The organism is Dyella sp., assembly GCF_036746095.1.
GTDB lineage: Bacteria > Pseudomonadota > Gammaproteobacteria > Xanthomonadales > Rhodanobacteraceae > Dyella_B.
Window position 1 is genome coordinate 1 of sequence record NZ_DAIOEU010000043.1, and the last position, 19,361, is coordinate 19,361.

The 19,361-nt window shown below is 58.7% G+C and carries 20 protein-coding genes and 1 tRNA gene; 8 read left to right on the forward strand and 13 right to left on the reverse strand.

Translation table 11 applies throughout. From position 1 onward, the window contains the following. Window positions 1–229: 229 nt before the first annotated feature. The gene (locus tag V7M64_RS15925) at window positions 230–1,552 is read right to left on the reverse strand and encodes a hemolysin family protein (RefSeq protein ID WP_333680397.1); all 1,323 of its coding nucleotides are present in this window, start codon (window positions 1,550–1,552) and stop codon (window positions 230–232) included. A gap of 647 nt (window positions 1,553–2,199) precedes the next feature. Between V7M64_RS15925 and V7M64_RS15930 the strand changes: the two genes are divergently transcribed. Continuing rightward, the gene (locus tag V7M64_RS15930; protein ID WP_333680399.1) at window positions 2,200–2,829 is read left to right on the forward strand and encodes a pit accessory protein; all 630 of its coding nucleotides are present in this window, start codon (window positions 2,200–2,202) and stop codon (window positions 2,827–2,829) included. A 57-nt stretch (window positions 2,830–2,886) separates the two neighbouring features. Next, window positions 2,887–4,011, forward strand: a complete 1,125-nt coding sequence (locus V7M64_RS15935) for an inorganic phosphate transporter (protein WP_333680401.1) — start codon at window positions 2,887–2,889, stop codon at window positions 4,009–4,011. A 36-nt stretch (window positions 4,012–4,047) separates the two neighbouring features. Here the strand turns inward: V7M64_RS15935 and V7M64_RS15940 are convergent, their stop codons facing one another. After that, complete coding sequence (locus tag V7M64_RS15940) at window positions 4,048–4,452, reverse strand: hypothetical protein (protein WP_333680402.1); 405 nt, start codon at window positions 4,450–4,452, stop codon at window positions 4,048–4,050. Between the two features lie 87 nt (window positions 4,453–4,539). Between V7M64_RS15940 and V7M64_RS15945 the strand changes: the two genes are divergently transcribed. Together V7M64_RS15945 and recQ are read left to right on the forward strand one after the other, a co-directional pair. Continuing rightward, a complete protein-coding gene (locus tag V7M64_RS15945) occupies window positions 4,540–4,875 on the forward strand; it encodes an MGMT family protein (protein WP_333680403.1) in 336 nt (111 codons plus the stop codon). Between the two features lie 143 nt (window positions 4,876–5,018). Continuing rightward, a complete protein-coding gene (recQ, locus tag V7M64_RS15950; RefSeq protein ID WP_333680405.1) occupies window positions 5,019–6,833 on the forward strand; it encodes a DNA helicase RecQ in 1,815 nt (604 codons plus the stop codon). Between the two features lie 377 nt (window positions 6,834–7,210). Here recQ and V7M64_RS15955 read toward each other — a convergent pair whose 3' ends face one another. The 3 genes from V7M64_RS15955 to V7M64_RS15965 all read right to left on the reverse strand — a co-directional run bounded on the left by V7M64_RS15955 (window position 7,211) and on the right by V7M64_RS15965 (window position 8,497). Beyond that, window positions 7,211–7,549: a hypothetical protein gene (locus tag V7M64_RS15955; RefSeq protein ID WP_333680407.1), complete on the reverse strand. Its 339-nt coding sequence runs from the start codon at window positions 7,547–7,549 to the stop codon at window positions 7,211–7,213. A 134-nt stretch (window positions 7,550–7,683) separates the two neighbouring features. Next, complete coding sequence (locus V7M64_RS15960) at window positions 7,684–7,992, reverse strand: MliC family protein (RefSeq protein ID WP_333680408.1); 309 nt, start codon at window positions 7,990–7,992, stop codon at window positions 7,684–7,686. 112 nt (window positions 7,993–8,104) lie between these two features. Next, a complete protein-coding gene (locus V7M64_RS15965) occupies window positions 8,105–8,497 on the reverse strand; it encodes a thioredoxin family protein (RefSeq protein WP_333680409.1) in 393 nt (130 codons plus the stop codon). A gap of 166 nt (window positions 8,498–8,663) precedes the next feature. Here V7M64_RS15965 and V7M64_RS15970 point away from each other — a divergent pair, with 166 nt between their 5' ends. Next, complete coding sequence (locus V7M64_RS15970) at window positions 8,664–9,389, forward strand: cytochrome c biogenesis CcdA family protein (RefSeq protein ID WP_333680411.1); 726 nt, start codon at window positions 8,664–8,666, stop codon at window positions 9,387–9,389. Between the two features lie 60 nt (window positions 9,390–9,449). Here the strand turns inward: V7M64_RS15970 and V7M64_RS15975 are convergent, their stop codons facing one another. The 3 genes from V7M64_RS15975 to V7M64_RS15985 all read right to left on the reverse strand — a co-directional run bounded on the left by V7M64_RS15975 (window position 9,450) and on the right by V7M64_RS15985 (window position 12,362). After that, the gene (locus V7M64_RS15975; protein ID WP_333680413.1) at window positions 9,450–9,875 is read right to left on the reverse strand and encodes a PepSY domain-containing protein; all 426 of its coding nucleotides are present in this window, start codon (window positions 9,873–9,875) and stop codon (window positions 9,450–9,452) included. 666 nt (window positions 9,876–10,541) lie between these two features. After that, window positions 10,542–11,252 carry a hypothetical protein gene (locus tag V7M64_RS15980; protein ID WP_333680415.1) on the reverse strand — a complete coding sequence of 237 codons (711 nt, stop codon included), beginning with the start codon at window positions 11,250–11,252 and terminating at the stop codon, window positions 10,542–10,544. 636 nt (window positions 11,253–11,888) lie between these two features. After that, the gene (locus V7M64_RS15985; RefSeq protein ID WP_333680417.1) at window positions 11,889–12,362 is read right to left on the reverse strand and encodes a hypothetical protein; all 474 of its coding nucleotides are present in this window, start codon (window positions 12,360–12,362) and stop codon (window positions 11,889–11,891) included. Between the two features lie 1,317 nt (window positions 12,363–13,679). Between V7M64_RS15985 and V7M64_RS15990 the strand changes: the two genes are divergently transcribed. The 3 genes from V7M64_RS15990 (at window position 13,680) to V7M64_RS16000 (ending at window position 16,088) form a co-directional block, all read left to right on the forward strand. Then, window positions 13,680–14,672: an RHS repeat-associated core domain-containing protein gene (locus V7M64_RS15990; protein WP_333680418.1), complete on the forward strand. Its 993-nt coding sequence runs from the start codon at window positions 13,680–13,682 to the stop codon at window positions 14,670–14,672. Further along, the gene (locus tag V7M64_RS15995; protein ID WP_333680419.1) at window positions 14,656–15,042 is read left to right on the forward strand and encodes a hypothetical protein; all 387 of its coding nucleotides are present in this window, start codon (window positions 14,656–14,658) and stop codon (window positions 15,040–15,042) included. The genes V7M64_RS15990 and V7M64_RS15995 overlap by 17 nt, the downstream gene beginning before the upstream one ends. Before the next feature lie 299 nt (window positions 15,043–15,341). Next, on the forward strand, window positions 15,342–16,088 hold the full coding sequence (locus V7M64_RS16000) for a serine protease (protein ID WP_333680421.1): 747 nt from the start codon (window positions 15,342–15,344) through the stop codon (window positions 16,086–16,088). 46 nt (window positions 16,089–16,134) lie between these two features. On the opposite strand, the gene V7M64_RS16005 is transcribed toward V7M64_RS16000, so the two are convergent. The 5 genes from V7M64_RS16005 to V7M64_RS16025 all read right to left on the reverse strand — a co-directional run bounded on the left by V7M64_RS16005 (window position 16,135) and on the right by V7M64_RS16025 (window position 19,348). Next, complete coding sequence (locus tag V7M64_RS16005) at window positions 16,135–17,157, reverse strand: replication protein RepA (RefSeq protein ID WP_333680423.1); 1,023 nt, start codon at window positions 17,155–17,157, stop codon at window positions 16,135–16,137. Between the two features lie 136 nt (window positions 17,158–17,293). Then, a complete protein-coding gene (locus tag V7M64_RS16010) occupies window positions 17,294–17,560 on the reverse strand; it encodes a DNA-binding protein (protein WP_333680425.1) in 267 nt (88 codons plus the stop codon). Between the two features lie 232 nt (window positions 17,561–17,792). After that, window positions 17,793–18,674 carry a site-specific integrase gene (locus V7M64_RS16015; RefSeq protein ID WP_333680427.1) on the reverse strand — a complete coding sequence of 294 codons (882 nt, stop codon included), beginning with the start codon at window positions 18,672–18,674 and terminating at the stop codon, window positions 17,793–17,795. Between the two features lie 261 nt (window positions 18,675–18,935). Continuing rightward, a tRNA-Phe gene (locus tag V7M64_RS16020) sits at window positions 18,936–19,011 on the reverse strand. A gap of 58 nt (window positions 19,012–19,069) precedes the next feature. Then, a complete protein-coding gene (locus V7M64_RS16025; RefSeq protein WP_333680429.1) occupies window positions 19,070–19,348 on the reverse strand; it encodes an oxidative damage protection protein in 279 nt (92 codons plus the stop codon). Window positions 19,349–19,361 lie beyond the last annotated feature (13 nt).

The window sequence follows — 19,361 nt, forward strand, 5'->3', positions numbered from 1 at the left end:
GGCCTTGCAACGCCTCCCGCCAGGGCCGAATTATTTTCCCCGGACAGCAGTGGGCGAAAGCGGGAATCCATCTTGCTCTGATGCAACGTTTTGCTCTGATGCAACGTTGAAAATGGATTCCCGCTTTCGCGGGAATGACGGCCATGGGCGCATTGGCGAAATGAAGTACTTCGCCAGATTCGCCCCTCAGCCCAACCCTCTCCCCAAAGGAGAGAGGGGGTAAGGCATGTCACTGCTCGTCATCCGCCAGCTGAATCTGCGGCGCCGGCGTCACCAGCAATTTGTCGATACGCGCGCCGTCCAGGTCCACCACTTCAAAGCGAATGCCGCGCCACGCGAACACTTCGCCCACCTGCGGAATATGGCCCAGCGCCGCCATCACCATGCCGGCAACGGTGCGGAAGTCGTGTTCGTCTTCGCCGGGCAGATGATCCAGGTGCAGCAGTTCGCGCAGATCGTCGGTGGAAAGCGCGCCATCGATCAGCCAGCTGCCGTCTGCACGCTGCACGATCGGCGAGTGTTCTTCACCGCTGCCATGGCCGAGCTGGCTGGCGCCGACGACCGCGGCGAGCAGGTCGTTGAGAGTGACCACACCGTCAATGTCGCCGTATTCGTCCACCACCAGCGCCATTGGCGTTTCTGCGTCGCGGAATTCTTCCAGCAGATCGAGCGCACGCGCCGTGCCGGGCACATAGAGCGGCTTGGCGAGTGTGCGGAACAAGTCCAGCTTGCCCTTGGCGAGTCCGCCGAGCAGGCTCTTTACTTCCATCACGCCGACGATGTCGCTTTCATCGCCGCGATAGACCGGATAGCGCGAGAAGGATGTTTCCCGCAACACTTCCAGGTTCTCTTCCAGCGGCGCGTTGATATCGAGCCAGGCGATGCGCATGCGCGGCGTCATCACGCTGTCCACCGTGCGATCGCCCAGGCGCAGCACGCGATTGACCATGGCCTGCTCGTCGACGTCGAGCACGCCCTGTTCGGTGCTTTCGGCCACCAGCAAGCGGATCTCTTCTTCGGTGGCGGCGTTGTCGCCGTGTTTCTTCACACGCAGCAGTTGCAGCAGCAGGCCGCTCGAACGATTGAGCAACCATACAAACGGCGCCGTGGCGCGCGACAGCACCAGCATCGGCATGCCGACGATGCTCGATACCTTTTCCGGTGCGGAGAGAGCCAGGCGCTTGGGTACCAGTTCGCCGACCACGATCTGGATGAAGGAGATCACGATGAAGCCCAGCACCACGCCGATGATCCGCGTGTAAGGTGCCAGCCAGGCGATGCTGCCGTCATGCAGCATGTCGCTGATCTGCGCGCCGATGGCATCGCCGGCGACCGAACCGGTGATCAGCATCACCAGGGTGATGCCTACCTGCACGGTGGAAAGAAAATGCTCCGGTGCTTCGGCATGCCGCAGGGCGACCTGGGCGCGGCGGCTGGTGCGGGCCATCTGCTTGAGCCGGCTTTTGCGCGAGGCAACCAGCGCCATTTCCGACAGCGCGAAAAAACCGTTGCAAAGGGCGAGGAGAAGGACGAGCGCGATTGTGGTCAGCATCGCGACAGGGCATCAGGTACGGGCATGCCATCCAGTGTAAGGCACCCGGGCCGCTCCCGGGATAGCTCCCTTAGGGGATTTCACTGACCAGAAATCTTCGTTCCTCATTCCGGCGAAGGCCGGCACGCGGGGAGGGCACATGGATGTGCTCGGCTATGAGGGGCGAGGAATCCAGTCAGGAATGCAGTGCGCAGCACACGACATGAGGATTTTGTGTGCTTCGCACGGCGTACTTCACTGGATCCGGCCTTCGCCCACTGCTGTCCGGCAAGGAATTGGCGTGGTCCCATGTATGTCTGCGGCAACCCATACGGCCGTCATTCCCGCGAAAGCGGGAATCCATTTTGCTCTGGTGCATCCCTGAAAATGGATTCCCGCTTTCGCGGGAAGGACGGCCCTAAGGGATACGGCGATTTTTGAGTCTTGCCCTCGATAGAAGAGCACTAAATTGCGTCATATCCACATCTTGCTGGCTTTGCAAAACCCGAGCCGGACACTGGTGGGCCTTCGCCGGAATGACGAGTACTGGAGCTGAGGCGATTGAAACCCTTCAGTTCGAAGCAAGGGGATAGCCCGGGTGATGCGGTGCGGCAGGGGGCTCCTGTAACATTCGCGAAATAATTGCCCTTTCCTGCGCAGACTCCCGCATGTTTTCACTCCAGACGATTTTCGGTAAAGGCGACAAGTTCTACGGGCTGCTGGAACAGAGCGCCGAGGCGGCCCGCGAAAGCGCCAAGGCCCTGCATGAGCTGGTGTCCCTGGCCGACCACTCGCCGGTCATGGCCGCCTTTGCCGCCGCCCGCAAGCGGGAGAAGGCGCTGGCCACGCAGATCAGCGAAGAGCTGGTGAATACCTTCGTCACCGCGCTGGATCGCGAAGATATCGAGGCGCTCAATAGCGCGCTGTACAAAATCCCCAAAAGCGTGGAGAAGTTCGCCGAACGTTACGTCATCGTCACCAGCCGCCTGCGAGGCGTGGATTTCAGCCAGCGCACCTTGGTATTGACGCGTTCTACCGACGTGGTGGTGGAGATGATCGGCGAACTGCGCCGCGGCCTGCGCATCGACCCGGTCAAGAAGCTGCAGGACCGCATGCAGACGCTGGAATCGGAGGGCGACCGCATGCTGCTGGCGCCGTACCGCACGCTTTACCTGGAAAGCGACGACGCGATGCGCGCGATGCTGGCCAAGGATCTGTTCGAGCTGATCGAGAAGGCCATCGACCGCTGCCGCGACGTCGGCAACACCGTCTATTCCATCGTGTTGAAAAACTCCTGAGGAGCACGCCTTGCACGTTTCATCTCATGCGTGGCGCGCACTGACGGGAGTGTGCGCATGAGTCTGGGCCTGGTCATCGCGGTCGTGCTGGTCGCGCTCATCTTCACTTACATCAATGGCTTTCACGACACCGCCAATTCGATCGCCACGGTCGTGGCGACCAAGGTGCTGTCGCCGGGCCAGGCTGTGCTGCTGGCCGCCATCACCAACATGCTTGGTGCCATGTGGGGCACCGCGGTGGCGGCCACCATTGCGGCCGGCATCGTCAATACCGGGGTGGTGCACGCGGGCTCGGAACTGCTGATCTGCGCACTGCTGGCGGCCATTGTGTGGAACCTGATCACCTGGTGGCTGGGCCTGCCGTCCAGCTCCAGCCATGCGCTGGTCGGTGCGCTAGTCGGTGCGGCGATCGCCGAGGCCGGCGGTAATTTCCAGGCGGTGATATGGGCACAGGGTGGCGCCCATTGGTGGGAGGGCAAGGGTGTACTGCCCAAGGTGGTGATGCCGATGGTGGTGTCGCCGGTGATGGGCTTCCTGCTGGGTTTCGCACTGATGGGCGGCCTGTACGCGCTGCTGGCATGGTTCGCGTCGCGCAAGGGGTTCTTGCGCCATCTGGGTCGCACGCCGTTCGTCAACAGCTTGTTCGGCAAAGCGCAGATCCTGTCGGCCAGCGCGATGGGCCTGGCGCACGGCATGAACGACGCGCAGAAGAGCATGGGCATCATCGCCCTCGCCCTGGCCAGCGCTACCGCGGCAGGGCGGTTCGATCATCTGCCCGGGTGGCTGTCGTTTCTGCGTATCCATGAATCCACCGCCGGCGGCTTTGCCGTGCCGCATTGGGTGGCGGCGCTGTGTGCGCTCACCATGGCCGGCGGTACCGCCGGCGGTGGCTGGCGCATCATCAAGACGCTTGGCCACAAGATGGTGAAGTTGCATCCCATCAACGGTTTTGCCGCCGAGGGCAGTTCGGCGCTGGTGATTTTGAGCGCCTCGGCGTTCGGCCTGCCGGTGTCGACCACGCATGTGGTGTCGTCGTCGATCATGGGCGTGGGTTCGGCCAAGCGCTTCAATGCCATCCGCTGGTCGATAGTGGAGCGCATGGTATGGGCGTGGATACTTACCCTGCCGGTGACCGCGCTGATCGCGTATGGGCTTATCTACGTGTCGCGGCAGTTTCTCTGAGCCGGCATCGTGGGGGATTTCGTCCCAATCTTACGATCAGAAGCTGTCGCCGCTTTCCACGATCAGCTGCTCCAGCTGATCTCCCAACGCACCCAGCTCGCTGATCAAGCGCATCAGCTCCTTCCCGTTCACCAGCTCGTACGGACGGTTCTCGCATAGGTGCAGGTAAGGCGAGCCGCCCAGGTCCGCCACCGCCAGAAAGCCTACGCGCTGTTGCCAATTGAAACGCAGGCAACGCTTGGGATCGGCACCCGACAGCGGACCGATCGGGGTGGAGATGCGCAGGTAGCGGCGGCCGCCCTCGTCTTCCAGTTCGGCCAGGTAGATGCCTTGATGGCGGCCCTCCGGCAGGCTCAGGTCGAAGCTGATCACGTACGGATCGTTGCGCTGCAAGGTATGCAGGCTGCTGATCAGCGAACGCACGGCTTCGAAGTGATGCATGCGGTGATCCTGACGGGAGATGGTTCGCTGCTACTCTGCCACGACTTGCGGGTAAGCGGATCAAATCTGCGTAAAGTGCGCACTGTTATGAAGCCGGAATACTTGAAAGTCTTCGAAGCCATTGCCGCCATTCCTCCCGGGCGCGTCGCCAGCTATGGCGCCATCGCCGCGCGCGCCGGCCTGCCGGGGCGCGCCCGATTGGTGGGGCGCCTGCTGGGTGAAGTGCCCGATGGCATGACGCTGCCGTGGTTTCGCGTGCTGCGTTCCAGTGGGCAGATCGCCATGCCGCCCGGCAGCCGCGGCTTTCGCGAGCAATGCCGCTTGCTGCGCGCGGAAGGCGTGGAGGTGACGAATGGCCGCGTGGCGCTGTCGCGCTTCGGGCTGGACGCGGACGTGGATCGGCAATTGTGGGGTTTGCCCTGATCCCTTTCGCTCCGACGGACTGCCCGGGACGGTCACCACTGACGCGGATCATTGCTCGAAGGCTTGGCCCGAACGAAATAAGCTTGTCGCTAGCCCATTACCCCGACCCTTTCCCCCACCTAGGAAAGGGAGAAAACAAAAGCATGCCCGCCACGCCCCTAGAAATTCTCCAAAGCGTCTTCGGTTACGCACACTTTCGCGGTCACCAGCAGGCCATCGTCGAGCACGTTGCCGAAGGTGGCGATGCGCTGGTGCTGATGCCTACGGGTGGTGGGAAATCGCTGTGCTATCAGATTCCCGCGCTATTGCGGCAAGGTACCGGTATCGTGGTGTCGCCGCTGATCGCGCTGATGCACGACCAGGTGGATGCGCTGCGCGAAGCAGGCGTGTCGGCGGCCTATCTCAATTCCAGCCTGGATGCGTTTGAGCAACGCGAGGTGGAGCGCAAGCTGTCGGCCAGCGAACTGGATTTACTGTACGTAGCACCGGAACGCCTGCTTACGCCGCGTTTCCTCGAACTGCTCGATCGTACGGAAGTGGCGCTGTTCGCCATCGACGAGGCGCATTGCGTTTCGCAATGGGGGCACGATTTCCGGCCGGAATACCGCGAGCTGACCCTCCTGCACCAGCGCTATCCGCAGGTGCCGCGCGTTGCGCTTACCGCCACCGCCGATCCGCGCACGCGCGAGGAAATCGTCGAGCGCCTGGCGCTGCAGGATGCGCGGCAGTTCGTTTCCAGCTTCGATCGGCCGAACATCCGCTACACCGTCACGCAACGCCACAATCCGCGCAGCCAGCTGATGGGTTTTCTGGATGGCCATCGCGGCGACGCCGGTATCGTCTACTGCTTGAGCCGCCGCAAGGTGGATGACACCGCTGAGTGGCTCAGCGAGGCGGGTATCGAAGCGTTGCCCTACCACGCCGGCCTCGATGCAGCGACGCGCATGGCGAACCAGCAGCGCTTTTTGCGCGAAGACGGCATTGTGATGGTAGCCACGGTGGCGTTCGGCATGGGCATCGACAAACCGGACGTGCGTTTTGTCGCGCACCTGGATTTGCCGCGCAGCATGGAAGGCTATTACCAGGAAACCGGCCGCGGCGGGCGTGATGGCCTGCCGGCGGAGGCGTGGATGATCTATGGCCTCTCCGACGTCGTCACGATGAGCCAGATGATCGCGCAGTCCGAATCGGGTGATGAGCGCAAGCGCATCGAGCGCTCCAAACTGGATTCCTTGCTTTGCTATGCCGAAGCCACGCCCTGCCGCCGCCAATTGCTGCTGGCGGCGTTCGGCGAAACATTCGAGGGTCCCTGCGGCAATTGCGACAACTGCCTTAATCCGCCCAAGACATGGGACGCCACGGTGCCTGCGCAGAAAGCGCTGTCGGCGGTATATCGCAGCGGTCAGCGCTTTGGCGCGGGACACGTGATCGACATTCTGCGCGGTATCGACAGCGAACGTATGAGCCAGCTGGGCCATGATCGCCTCAGCACGTTCGGCATCGGTGCCGATATGGATGAAAAGCAATGGCGTTCGGTGTTTCGCCAATTGCTCGCCGCCCGCTTGTTGGTGGCGGATGCGGAAGGTTTTGGAACCCTGCGTCTTACGGCGGCAAGTCGCGACGTGCTGGTCGGCAACCAATCGATTCATATGCGCGAGGAAACGCGCCCCGCGCGGCGCGCATCACGCCGTCGTGACAGCCAGTTGGTGACCGGCGCGAGCCTGGGCATAGAAGCCTACGAGCAGCCGATGTGGGACGCGTTGCGCGGCCTGCGCTCGCGCCTGGCCAAGCAGCATGGTGTGCCGGCGTATGTGATCTTTCACGATGCCACGCTGTTGGCAATGTTGCGTGCGATGCCGGAGAACGAAGACGAACTTGCTTCGATCAGCGGCGTGGGTGAGGCGAAGCTCAAGCGCTACGGGCGCGATTTTCTGGAAGTGATCAACGCCAAGGAATGAGCGTTATGCGCGATGCTTATTTTCGTAGGCGGTCATTCCCGCGAAAGCGCGAATCCATCTTCGTCTTTGCCCCCCAGAGCAAAATAGATTCCCGCTTTCGCGCATTGCTGTCCGGGGGGAAATGAAGTTCTTCAGAAATGCGCGGGCATAGCACCCGGCATCGAAAATTTCCCATGGAAATTCAGTGCCATCAGCTCGTCATTCCAGCGAAAGCTGGAATCCAGTGCCTTTGCAGATTTTCAAGTCGCTGGATTCCAGCTTTCGCTGGAATGACGTCGTTTTAGCTTTCCCGCAAGAACGGCGAAAAATTTCCCCGGACTGCGGTGCGCTTTCGCGGGAATGACGGCTCAGAAGGGGCGGGTGAAGGCCGTGACCGATCATCCATGATCAGTCACGTCACGACTGGGCCGGTTCCACACGCGACGCGCACGGCGCACGCGCGGCTGCGAGGGATCCATGCCACTGACCCGGATGCCATTGGTGGCGCGCGCCAGGCGCGCGTGCGGTAGATAGGCCGCCTCGGCGACATAGCGCCATTGACTGAGCGTTTGCGGCAGGCGCGCCTGCGGCCAAGCTTCGAGCAACGCATCCAGCGCCGCCTCGGCGGAATCATGCCGGGCCACTTCTTTTGCCTCGACCAACGAACGCCAGCGGTGGCCATGCTTGACGATACGAAACAAGCCACGGCTGGAAGGAAAAACATACTGCGAAACCATCGGGATATTCTCCCAATCCGATGGTGAAAGCATCGCGCACGCGGATGACGGAAGGATGATTGCCATGCGTCACTACGATGGCGAGGTGTGATGTTTTTGTGAGTGGTGCTGTCGCCCGTTAGGAACGTGTAAAGTCACTCCGCGTGGCAGGCGGTGCCGGGCGCACTGGCAATACTTTCGCCGGAGGCCAGTGGCGCCAACATGCCGTCGTGCATCCCCTTGGTCCACCATTGCCAGCCTTCGCCGGCATAGCGGGCGCCGCTGCCGGAAAGAGCAACGTGCAAGGTATGCGTTTCGCCCTTAAGCTTGATGATGGCGGTGTTGCTGTCCGGATAGCTGGCTTGTACGGCCTGCCCATCACTGCATGTGTAGGTCACCCATGCGTGGGCGTGATCGGAAGGCGCAGAGGTGCAGTCGGAGAACACGAGCATCAACGCAGTCATGACGCAGCATCGTTTGATCATGATTCGCCCTCTGCCGTAAGCGACACAGCATAAAGCCATCGGCCCATGCGAGCCGATGGCTTGCTTCAAAAAAAGGCAGTGCTAAAGGTATTTACTGCAACGCCGATTGGGCGAGTTTCTTGATCTGGTCTGGATTCGTAATGCCCACCTGCCGGTCCGTTTCCTTGTCACCATGGAAGGCGATCAAGGTACTCTGCTGGACAATGCCCAGCGCACGCTTTTCCTCGGTCTGCTTGTCGTAATCCAGGCGCAGGATGACCAGCTTGTCGAAGGCAGGATCCTTGGCGAGCGCATCGATGGTGGGCGCCTGTTTGCGGCAGGTGGGGCACCAGCTTGCATAGGCATCCACCAGGACGGATTTGCCCGCGGCTTGCGCTGCCTTCAACGCGGCGGTGGTGAATGGCTGGATGGGCTGCGCCATCAGCGGCGTGGCGGCGATCAGGCCAAGCACCAGGGCGAGGGAAAGCTTGCGGAAAAGGGACATGGACAGATCCTTCTTGCTGTGGTGACACGGAGTATTCGCTGCGAAACGCCGGGGGGTTACACGTAACCTCGCGCGACTTTTCGACGAAAGATGCAAGGAGATTTCACAAGGAGTTGACCATGTTGACCCATAGACCTGAGTGTTTTGTCCGTGCAGGGGCGCGCACATGAGCGGCAGCCTCAGTCCGGCCGTTGCCTACGCCGCCGGTGCATTGACCATCCTTTCACCGTGCGTCCTGCCGCTGATCCCCATCGTGCTCGGCAGCGCGGCGCAACGCCATCGCTGGGGACCGCTGGCGCTGGCGCTGGGTTTGGTAGTGTCGTTCACGCTCACCGGTTTCGTCATCGCCGCCTTCGGTGCATCGGCGGGCTTGAGTCCGGAAACGATTCGCCTGTGGAGCGCCGTCTTGCTGTTGCTCGTAGGCGTGGTACTGGTGGTTCCGCGCATGCAGCTGTGGTTCGAGCGTGCGGCGGGTCCGCTCGCCAACTGGGCGGGTGAGCGCCAGGCGCGGCTGGAGCAGTTTGGCCTGGCCGGGCAAGCGGGTATTGGCGTGCTGCTTGGCCTGGTGTGGAGCCCGTGCGTGGGGCCAACCCTGGGCGCGGCCACTTTGCTTGCGGCGCAGGGTAAGGATCTTGGACAGGTTGCCTTGGTGATGGCGGCGTTCGCGCTCGGCATCGCGACGGTATTGCTGATCCTGGCGCTATTCGCGCAGAGCCTGATGGCGCGTTGGCGCGGCAAGTTGATGCAGGCCGGGACGCGCGGCAAGCGAGTGCTCGGCGTACTGATCGTGCTGGTCGGTGTGTTGATCATCACGGGAACCGATCGTCATCTCGAAGCAGCCCTTATCGGCGTATTGCCGGATTGGGTGACGAATCTCTCGACGTCGCTCTAATACGTGTTGGCTGGTCGTGCATTTTGTTTGTACGGCCAGCACCATGACGGCTCTTGCGCTTTAGTTGGTGCCGATGATGCGTCCCGATTGCGCGTCGATTTGCAAGGTCACCTTTACGCCGGCGTTGTTCTTCGCCTTGGCCGTCCAAATGCCATGATTGAAATCGACGTCATGCACATGCGTATACCCTTCCGAGGAAAGCATGGCTCGCACATCCGTTTCATTCAGGCTGGACACTTGCTTGTTCGGATAAGCCTTGCCCGTGAGCGGATCCACCCGCAGCTTTACGCGTGAGCCGTCGCCACTGCGGGCGCGCGCCGTCCACACGCCATCTTTGAAATCGACATCGTGCACGTCCGTGTAGCCTTGCTGTGTCAACTGCGCCTCGATCTCATGTTGAGTCAGCGCAGCATGCTCGTCTTGCGCCATGGCCATGCCGGCACAGCCGAGCGCCAACACCATGGTCAATGAAGCGATCTTCTTCACGGACTTTACCCTCGCTGCCTGTGAGTGCTTGGAGTTTTGGTTACAAGCAATCAATCGGCGGTGAAGAAAACATTAGCCGAGTAGGGGAGTGTTCATGCTGTGGTGCAAGCGAATTTCAATGCATATGTGCGGTCGGGAATTCCGACGCGGTTGAGCAGGCGCTGGCGTCCGACAGTCTGGTCATCATGTGGTGGTGAAAACAGGATGTGATCGCTGATAAACTTACTTCAAGTCGGACTGGAAATTTCCGGTCGGCGCTAGGCCTCAAACTTCGGTTTGGGGCCTTTCGCTTTTAAGGGGAGACTTTGACGCCCCATCCCTCTGCTCTACCGTGCGCGTCTCTTCGAATCTTGCCGGCGATGATCTCAATGCGCGGTTTTGCTGCTCTGGACGAATCGACCTGATGCCCATCGGGCGGGCACACAGATCTGCGATTTGCAGGCCAGTTGAATTTGATAGCTTGGGGACCATTGGCAGATCGAAGGGCAGTGGCCTTCCGCAAGCATTGTCGCCGCCTGCTATTCGAGCGAAAGCTCTCCGAGCTGAGCGTCCTCATTTGCGCCACGGCACTCAACGATGACTTTGGTCCGCTTGTTGGCTTGATCCTTCGAATTCAGCTCCAGAAAGACCCGTTGTTTGTGTCTTAATGGAGGAAACGCGTCTGTGTCATCGTCCAGTCGCTGTTTTCGCTTGGCTTCCAACGCTGGCTCGCCACGCATCGCACCAAATGGATGGATCATCCTGATGGTCTTTCAGCTCCCATGATTTCCCAAAGTAGTCGTTGGGAGCGATGGCCGCTTTTAAACGTGCCTCCGCGACAGTGGACGGCCTCAGTTGGAACAAGCATGCCGGCGCGCCATCGGCTACCTGCTCGTTCTTTATATCATCGGCTAGTGCGCCTACGTCCCGATGCTCCAAGTGCAGCAAGAGGTGTGTGACCTCATGGGTAGACCGAAGCAAAGCAAGATACAGATCCCTCTCAGGCGAACTGCTGCAATGAAAATAGAATCGCACGTCAACTTTGTTGCCGGTGCGGATAGCAAAAACTTTCTTAGCTACCCCTTCTTGCTCCGGCACGAAGACGGTGTGAATGGTGATTGCTTTGACGTCATAGGTGGGGTTGATGGACGCAAAAAGTTCATCAATGAGTGCTTGTGATGCGCTAGCTTCGTGAGCGGTTATGGCGCACGCCGGTGCCTGCTCAATGGATAGCTGGGGGCCGAATTGTGCTGCAGGCACATCTACCATTGTCATGACTGGCGTTGGCGAGGTAAGGCTGCCGGGAAGATGCGTAGCGCTTCCGGTTACGGTAATCCCGGGCAAATGATCGACAAATGCCGAGTAGGATGATTCCCACGGAACGCGCTGGGATTTCATGGCTGACTCATAAGCCGCCAGGTTGGATGGCACGCCTTTTGTAGTAAAGGTGCAAGAAGCAACTAACAGCGAGCAACACGCGAATAGGACTGAAAGCATCCTTGATGTATGCAAGTGGCTCCCCCGGGGTTTTCGGAAGTAAAGCCGAGCCCTCAAAGTGGGGGCCGGCTTGCAACGAGGATCATTGCGCACAAGGGCTAACGAGATGTGTCCGAGGATTCGTACACAGCGCTGGATAGCTCCCAACTGCCGAAGCCTGCTTTGTTCCCTGGTAGTAAGCGGTCACGGCCAGGGTGTGGGATATACCATCGCCTGGGAGCGCGCCGGCAGATGTACCAAGGTTCGCCGTTACGGCGCTTGGATACTGAGCTGCCCAAGCGTTCACCGATGCCGGGTTACTGAATACGGCCGTATTGCCAGAGCGTGTCCAGGGAAAGGCTTGTGATGCAACAACCGCGCCGTTAGCGTCGTATAGCGTGACGGCGATATTTCCAGTCGAGCCTACGTTGTAATCGGTGCCGGTAAGGTCGATTACTGCTTGCGATGCGTCAAATGAAAGGCTCGCTGCAGATGCAAATGCGCGCTCGATGTTGTTGATAACTCCACCGCCACCCGAGCTGGAGCCGGTTCCGATTTCTATGGTGGCCTGCCTTTGGAAGTCAAGTAAATGTGCGTCGGGTAGCCGCGATACGATGCGACAAGGCCACGTTTCCTCAATTTCTCAACGGCATGGACCATTTCTAATTTGGTTAACTCCGTGGTCCCATGCATGTCGTCAATGTCGTAGCCACTCGTTGCGTGGTTATGCCCAAGACCATACAGGATCGCCTCTTCTAGTTCTGACAGGAGTGTAATGTTGTAAGAAGCGATGCGGATCTTTTTGGCTAAGACGCTAAGCCACGCGAGTACTTGCTCTAACACAATAGTTATCAAGAAGCCGCCAGTTAGGAACAAGAGGCCAACTACACACCAGTGAATGTCCCACTTAGGATCGGGGCCGAACCTGTTGATCAGGGACGGCGTAAGAAAACCAGCACTTGCAATGAATATGGCAAAAACCCATCGCCGCGAGCTTCCGAGCAGCTCAAAAAGTGCCTTGAAGAAATCCATTGTATCCCCCTTGTGTTTCTGCGTGAGCAGTAACCACACTTGATACGTGAATTGCGTCGTTTTTAGCCGCAGAAGCGACCCGGATGTCAAGCTGTTTGCGCATCTGCCACGGCCAATGGCGTGCCATTCGGATCGGTATGCACATAGGCAACTGCGTCTTGCGGCTGCGCATGTGGTGCACTACAAACTAATAGTGCAGCTCAGTAGAAGAAGCGCTGCAACCTGCGCGTCCATGTACCCCCTGCTCATCCATATTGTTCCCCTCATAGATGCCGTTCTGCGGGGCATCTTAGACGGAGCTGACTTTTCCCCTGAATATGTTCCTGCAGCTTACACGAGCCCTATGGACGGTGCGCGAGCTATCACCCCTGCCGCCTTCCCTCCCGCAAAACCGCTTTTTCGGTCCAAGCTCCAGGGATCTATCTGGCCGATTCGCACACGAACCCGGCTGAGCCCGAAGCGTTGCCGGCTTCATCGGCAATGCTTCGGGTGATTTGTCCGGGTCTTGGCGCCCGCAGGGTCGCGCCGCTTGCGGCGCGAGGTCAGTCGGCGCGGTTTTGCGCCGGCTGGGCCGCATAGATCGGCCACGCTGCATGACCTCATGCCGCGATGCTTTTGGACGTAGGCCGTTGTGCGCATGGATGCGCACTCACCATTTTCTTTGGTGTTCTGAAAGCTTGCAGAGGGGAATGTATGGAGCGTGGACTAGCGCGGGCAGGACGCCCGCGCAAAGGCCGGCCGCTTGCGGCCGGGGCGACCCCAGGGATGGGGGAGGGTAGGCGGACGGCGGTTGCGGATGAGAAAACGCGACTTATCCACAGGTGTGAGCGTGCCAACTACAGGATTTATATAAAGGCAAAAGATAAGGGCAAAAACCTATCGGTTTAGGGGGGGCGATTCGGCATGCTTTGGGGGTCTGATTCGGCATGAAATCCAACCATAGGGGGTCTGATTCGGCACGATTCGGGGGGTCCGATTCGGCGTGGATAACTAGCAATATCCACTGACCTGCGCACAGGTTGGGGGGTCCGATTCGGCATGCAGGGAATCCGGCCTGGTTTGCCGCCAATCACGGATCACCGATCAGTTTTAGGGGTAATCGGCTGTGCTCTGGGGAAGCTCCTCTCGGGGATCCATTCGGCAAGGGGGTACACATGATTCGCCTCTGTCATGGTCCTATAGTTCAAGTGTGAACGAATGATGCACATATAAATCGGAGAGCTTCGTGACAGCATCTTGACGTGCTCTCACGTTGTTGTTCTTATCGGTGCGGGAGGCGCTCACCGGCGCGAGCGCATGTTGGTCAGGGGCAACGGAATGAAGACCGGTAGAGCGATGGCCTGCGCTTCTTGCGCATTGGTAGTATTGCTGAGCGGCATGGCCCGCGCGCAGCAGGGCGGCACAGTCACTTACGTCTATACCGATCCGCAGGGAACACCTTTGGCGGAAGCGGATGCGAACGGCAACATCACCAAGACCTTTGACTACACACCATACGGCACCATCGCGATGGGGACGCCGTCCAATGGGCCTGGTTACGCGGGACATGTAAACGATCCCGAAACCAACCTGAGTTACATGCAAGGGCGCTACTACGATCCGGCCACTGGGCAGTTTTTAAGTGTCGATCCCAAGAGGCCGAAAGCGGGCGACTCCTTCAGCTTCAGTCGCTACGCCTATGTCCACGACAACCCCATCAACAACATTGATCCAGACGGCAGAGATTGCGCCAGCTCTAATGGGACCACGACGTGCTTTACAGCCGTTTACAGAGTGTCATTCGCAACCCAACCGGGCTTTAAAGATTTCACAAGCTCGTCTCATAACTATCATTTTTACAGTGTCCCAGCGCCCACGCCTGGAATGAGCAAAGCACAAGATCAGAACTATCTGGTCCAGCACCCAACCCCTGGTTACCCGCAGCCTGCCACTCCTCAAGGCACTCCCAATGACGCGACTCCTGGGGTTGGCGGTATCTCGTTGCCCGTATCCGCGATCAGTCCGGTGAAGTCGTTCACGACCACCAACCAAAAGGATGGGCAACCGGTCGTCGTCAATGTCACAGAACCAGGCCACGCACTAGCATCAGGCATCGTAGTTCGTGAGGCCACGCAATCGAGTGATGGCAGCACGTCTATTCAAACGTGGGGCGAAGGCACTGCGTGGTTGCAAGGGCCAGGCGCTCCCAATTCCATCAGGAATGACATCGATAATGTCTGGCAACAGCAGACACCCGGGAACCAGACGCAATCATCCCCGATCACCACTACTGGTTGCGGCTCAGGAATGATGAATGCGTGCAGTCGCTAAATTGAAATTTCGTCCACGGCAGGTAGCAGCATTTCTGTTGGCGCCACTAGCTCCAGGACTGCTGGTGGCTTTCGTTTCGTTGTTTGGGAACCCTTGGGAAGGAGTTTGGGTGCTCAAGATGTCGGCGATGGTGACCTACCCAGCAATGGTGGTGCTAGGCGTGCCTGCGCACCTGCTATTGGTTAAACGACATTGGACGAGTGGATGGATCTACACACTGGTCGGTCTTGTGGTTGGGGCCGGCGTCGCCGAGGTTGTGTTTGGTTGGTTTGCATGGAATCCAAGCTTCTTGTTCTTGGGTGCGATCTTTGGAGCGCTGACAGCGTTCACTTTCTGGGTAATTGTTCGGCCGGACACGAGTGGAATTTGAGCTTTGCAGTTACGTAACGGAGTTAGGAATTATTGGGTGTTCCCTCGTACGTGCGCGCGCGTCCGCCGGCGTTGAAGCCCAGTGTCATGCGACATGCCGTAGTGCCTGGACTTGCTTTCGGAACGTCGTGTAGGAGCCACGAATGAACGTTGGCTCTCAGGCGAACGCATGGCGAACATGTGGCTAGAACCAGTCAGCTAACAATTCTTTCATTCAAGCCGAGGCCGCTTCGCGGCGCGAGCTTAACTCAGGTGTTCGGTGTCCTCCCATAGCGGACGAACCGCGATGGGGAAATTTGGTTGGCGTTCGAACCAGCAGTCCGATTAGCCTTCCAACACATTCCGATGATGCTGCCGATTGGTGACGCACCGATGATCCCCATCCAAGCCAACATTCTCTACCGCATTTTTTTTATAAAGGCGGGAAAATACGGCACGGCATTTACAATCGATGCCGAAGGTCTGTCTTACCTGGTAACTGCGAAGCACCTGTTCGACGAGACATTACCCAACCAAAAAGTTCAGGTGTTCCGTGAAGGTCGATGGGAAAGCCTCTCTTACACGGCAATTGCATTCTGCAGGAGTAATGTCGACATTGCGGTGTTACGGCTCCAGCAGTCGCTCTGCCCGCCGGATCTACCAGTAGAGTTGACGACGGATGGCATGGTCCTGGGTCAAGATGTCTACATGCTAGGTTTTCCGCACCTGATGTACGAGGAGTCCGGAGCAGTGCTCCATAATGGATATCCCTTGCCACTGGTCAAGCGCGGCGCCGCCTGTAATCTAGGTCTTGGAGATCCGCGAGTCCTATACGTGGACGCGATGTCCAGCCAGGGGCTATCGGGCGGACCGGTCGTGTTCCTTCCGCTTGGCACCACGCAAGGAGTGCGAATTGCCGGGGTCATTTCAGGATTCAGAACTGAGCGCGAACCCGTATTTGACGCGGACGGCGAAAAGACTGGTGCATATGTTGAGGTCAACACCGGGCTTCTACGGGCATACGGCATCCAGCATGCAATCGATCTTATTGGACGAATCTCGCGATAAGGTTTGTTTTCGATCCATAGCAGCTACGTAGACTCGCCAAGCAAAGTTACTTGTACGGAATTGGCGGTGGAGATGCCTGTAGCATTATGCCGCCAGTAACCTTCTTGACCTTCGCCTCTGGATACACCGTCAACACACGTTGAAGCGAAGGTAGGAATTTCTTTTTGAAATTCTTATCTGCTTCGACGCCGGTGTATTCCTGGCCAAATTGATCGCGCATGTTCGCCCAGTGCAGGATGCGCGGTCGGCCCTCAATGCGGTGCAAGCGCTGCGCAAGCCATGTGTAGACATCGAGATCTAGTGCTGATCCCTTGAGAGACATAAATGCGCGCAGGTCCAGCGGCACCGCGTGCTCTTTGAGCGTTTGATAGTAGTCTTGAGAGAACGTCACCGATCCGGGCCATAGCAAGCGCTGTGGCTGGTCTTCTGATGCAATCCATGCTTCGAAGTGCTTGATGGGTGTGCCTTCGTACGTGTGTGCACGTCCGCCGGCGTTGAAGCCCAGTGTCATGCGGCATGCGGATAGCGCTTGCACCTGCTTTCGGAACGTCGTGTAGGAGCCTCGAAGGCCACCATTGACGCTCTTGTGGCCTAGCATGCGCATAAATTCGCTTGCGCTGTCGCCGATCGGAATTTCGGGTGAATTGAATCGGACGGCATAGGTGTTCATCCAGGCTAGGATCAGACGTGGCGTCGCGCCATAAGGAATGGGCTGTTGCACGAATTTCCTGCCGTCCCACAATTTGCCAGCCTCTACCAGTAAGGCCGCACCGCCCGAGCTCCGCTCAAACGATATGCCGTCAACCTTGGAGCGCGGAAGGCCGACCTGGCACATGATGGAGTGCATGTAGCCCTTGTCATCGTCGCCAGGCCGCTCGCTGGCGATTCGGCTGCCGGTTTTTATGAGGTGTTCCGCGCGAGGCCGTTTCTTGTTCGGTGGCCCATCGTTGTGCTCGGGTGCCTTCTCACCGGGGGCGGTTGGTGTGAGTGCGCGCTGGGTGGGAGCTTCGGTCTGGCCAGTTGCCGGGCGGAGAGTCGCGCTGTGCTCGATGGAACGCGCAAGATTCACTACGCACCCACGTGATGGCGATGCGTCACGCGGCAATAGGTCAACGGCACTTTCCTAAGTGCGATGCCTGCGTTAGTGGTTTGTTTCAACGCGAAAGGCCGAGTTGCTTTGTCGACCGTGCGTTGCCGCATCACGGTTACGCGTCCTGGCGCGAAAGGTCGGACAGGTATTTGGCGACGACCGATGCCCGGTAGAGCACGCGCCGGCCAATACGTATCTTTGCGGGGGCTAGCTTGCGAGAAAGCTCGTTGTCGAGCCGGAGGGTGACTTTAAGTCCTTGCGGCTTGCGACGCAGAATTCCCGCTAGCTCCTCGATGGTGAGCAGGCGTGAGTCTTCGTATTGCTGGTAGAAATCATCGGTGTATGTGTTTTGATCATTACGCTCCGTTGCGTCAAATTGCATTGCATTACTCCTTAGTGACAACGACGCCAGACTAGGCGTTTGTCACTAAGCAGTTCAATTCGATGCGCGGCGTTTTCCTACGTATCGCTCGATTACGCTTGTTTTTCTTAAAGTCGCTTTGTTTGCGAAAAGTGTCTGCTTTTTGTAGTCACCGAGTCTTCGTAGTGTTCGCAAATTGAAGCGGATTGTCGCCATTTTGTAGCGCTGGTGTGGGGAAGCGATGACAGCTTTTTCAGGCAGTTCCGGTGTTGTTCGGAACTCGGTCGAGCTTCTCTACGAGGTCCTCAGCACGCAAATGCGTGTACCGTTTTAGCATTTGCATGGTCTTGTGGCCGCTTATGGCGGACACCTCTTGATCGCTTAGTCCCGCTTCGACGAGCCGACTGACTGCCTCATGACGCAGGTCATGAAAGCGCAGGTCCTTGATGCCTAGCGATGCCTTGATTCGTGACCAGATCTTGTTGAACTGATAGGGCCGCCGGATGCCGTCGCGGCCAGGCTCCCCGGCGAAAATGAGGTTGCAGTCGCGGGGGCGCGCAGGGTTTGCAATGGCTACCGCAAACATCGCCTTGGCGTGCTGGGTGAGCGGAACCGTTCGCGCTTCGCCGTTCTTGGTGTCGCCGAGGCGCACGATTCGCCGATTCAAATCCACGTGCGATGGCGTGAGTCCAGTTATTTCGGATACGCGCATACATGTTTCAATGGCGATCTCAAAGATCCATCTCATCATGGGATTTGAATGAGATGCGACCTTACTTCGGAGCTTTTGCTCCTCGTCAAGTGAAAGGCGCCTATCGCGGCCTGGGCCAACACTGGGTTTGCGCATGCCGGCGAATGGGTTTTGCGGCAGGCCGATTCGCCATTCACGCATGGCTGTATTGAAGAGATGACTTGCGAGGGCTAGTTCGAGTCTGACCGTGTTGGGCTTTTTGCCTTCTGCGATTCGACGGTCTCGATACTTGTTGGCCAACTCGATGTTGATCGACGACATGGCGTAGCGCCCGAAGAACAGGCGAAGCGTCTCTGCCTTCACGCGCTCGGGGCGTTGCGTGGACAGTTTCTTGGTGGGCGTGATCTCGGCGAGATAGCGATCAAGAGCGTCGGTGAACAGCATGCGAGCGCTTTGCGTTCGCTGGATGTAGACACCGCGCACCATTTCGTCTTCGAGACGGCGAGACCAATCCTCAGCGTCGCGCTTTGTGCGAAAGGTCTTGCAGACGGTGGGCCAACCTTGTTTGCGAACGACCGCTTTCCACGAGCCGTGTGGGGTCTTTATTAGCGTTGCCATCCGTGCACCGCGATTGGTTGGTGTATCTTTTTTGTACCTCGGACACGAGGACTGTAAGGTACTAGAGACTTAAATGCTTGAAACATATGGTGGCCGGGGACGGAATCGAACCGCCGACACGGGGATTTTCAATCCCCTGCTCTACCAACTGAGCTACCCGGCCAGAGGGTCACCATGCGTCGCATGGAAGCCGCTCATTAAACCGAAAGGGGCGAGATACGTCAAGACTCTGCTTCGGGTGGTTTATAGCCTTCGGGTGTTTTGGCCTCGCCGCCGAACAGGAATTTCTCCATTTCGCCGCCCAGGAACTGGCGGGACTTGGGATCGAGCGGATTGAGGCGGTATTCGTTGATCAGCATGGTCTGGTGCGCCAGCCACTGCTGCCAGGCCGGTTTGGAGATCTCGGCAAAAATGCGTTGGCCGAGCGGACCGGGCCAGGGGGCGAAATCCAGGCCTTCGGCATCCATGCCGAGTTTGGCGCAATGAACGGTACGACTCATCGGAATATCTCTA

Coding starts and splice junctions, on each gene's coding strand:
- V7M64_RS15945 (WP_333680403.1), top strand. CDS start 4,540: ATGAAGCCGGAATACTTGAAAGTCTTCGAAGCCATTGCCGCCATTCCT.
- V7M64_RS15995 (WP_333680419.1), top strand. CDS start 14,656: ATGCGTGCAGTCGCTAAATTGAAATTTCGTCCACGGCAGGTAGCAGCA.
- V7M64_RS15925 (WP_333680397.1), bottom strand. CDS start 1,552: ATGCTGACCACAATCGCGCTCGTCCTTCTCCTCGCCCTTTGCAACGGT.
- V7M64_RS15940 (WP_333680402.1), bottom strand. CDS start 4,452: ATGCATCACTTCGAAGCCGTGCGTTCGCTGATCAGCAGCCTGCATACC.
- V7M64_RS15955 (WP_333680407.1), bottom strand. CDS start 7,549: ATGGTTTCGCAGTATGTTTTTCCTTCCAGCCGTGGCTTGTTTCGTATC.
- V7M64_RS15980 (WP_333680415.1), bottom strand. CDS start 11,252: ATGAAATCCCAGCGCGTTCCGTGGGAATCATCCTACTCGGCATTTGTC.
- V7M64_RS15985 (WP_333680417.1), bottom strand. CDS start 12,362: ATGGATTTCTTCAAGGCACTTTTTGAGCTGCTCGGAAGCTCGCGGCGA.
- V7M64_RS15965 (WP_333680409.1), bottom strand. CDS start 8,497: ATGTCCCTTTTCCGCAAGCTTTCCCTCGCCCTGGTGCTTGGCCTGATC.
- V7M64_RS15990 (WP_333680418.1), top strand. CDS start 13,680: ATGAAGACCGGTAGAGCGATGGCCTGCGCTTCTTGCGCATTGGTAGTA.
- V7M64_RS15930 (WP_333680399.1), top strand. CDS start 2,200: ATGTTTTCACTCCAGACGATTTTCGGTAAAGGCGACAAGTTCTACGGG.
- V7M64_RS16025 (WP_333680429.1), bottom strand. CDS start 19,348: ATGAGTCGTACCGTTCATTGCGCCAAACTCGGCATGGATGCCGAAGGC.
- V7M64_RS16015 (WP_333680427.1), bottom strand. CDS start 18,674: ATGCTGTTCACCGACGCTCTTGATCGCTATCTCGCCGAGATCACGCCC.
- recQ (WP_333680405.1), top strand. CDS start 5,019: ATGCCCGCCACGCCCCTAGAAATTCTCCAAAGCGTCTTCGGTTACGCA.
- V7M64_RS15935 (WP_333680401.1), top strand. CDS start 2,887: ATGAGTCTGGGCCTGGTCATCGCGGTCGTGCTGGTCGCGCTCATCTTC.
- V7M64_RS16010 (WP_333680425.1), bottom strand. CDS start 17,560: ATGCAATTTGACGCAACGGAGCGTAATGATCAAAACACATACACCGAT.
- V7M64_RS15970 (WP_333680411.1), top strand. CDS start 8,664: ATGAGCGGCAGCCTCAGTCCGGCCGTTGCCTACGCCGCCGGTGCATTG.
- V7M64_RS15960 (WP_333680408.1), bottom strand. CDS start 7,992: ATGACTGCGTTGATGCTCGTGTTCTCCGACTGCACCTCTGCGCCTTCC.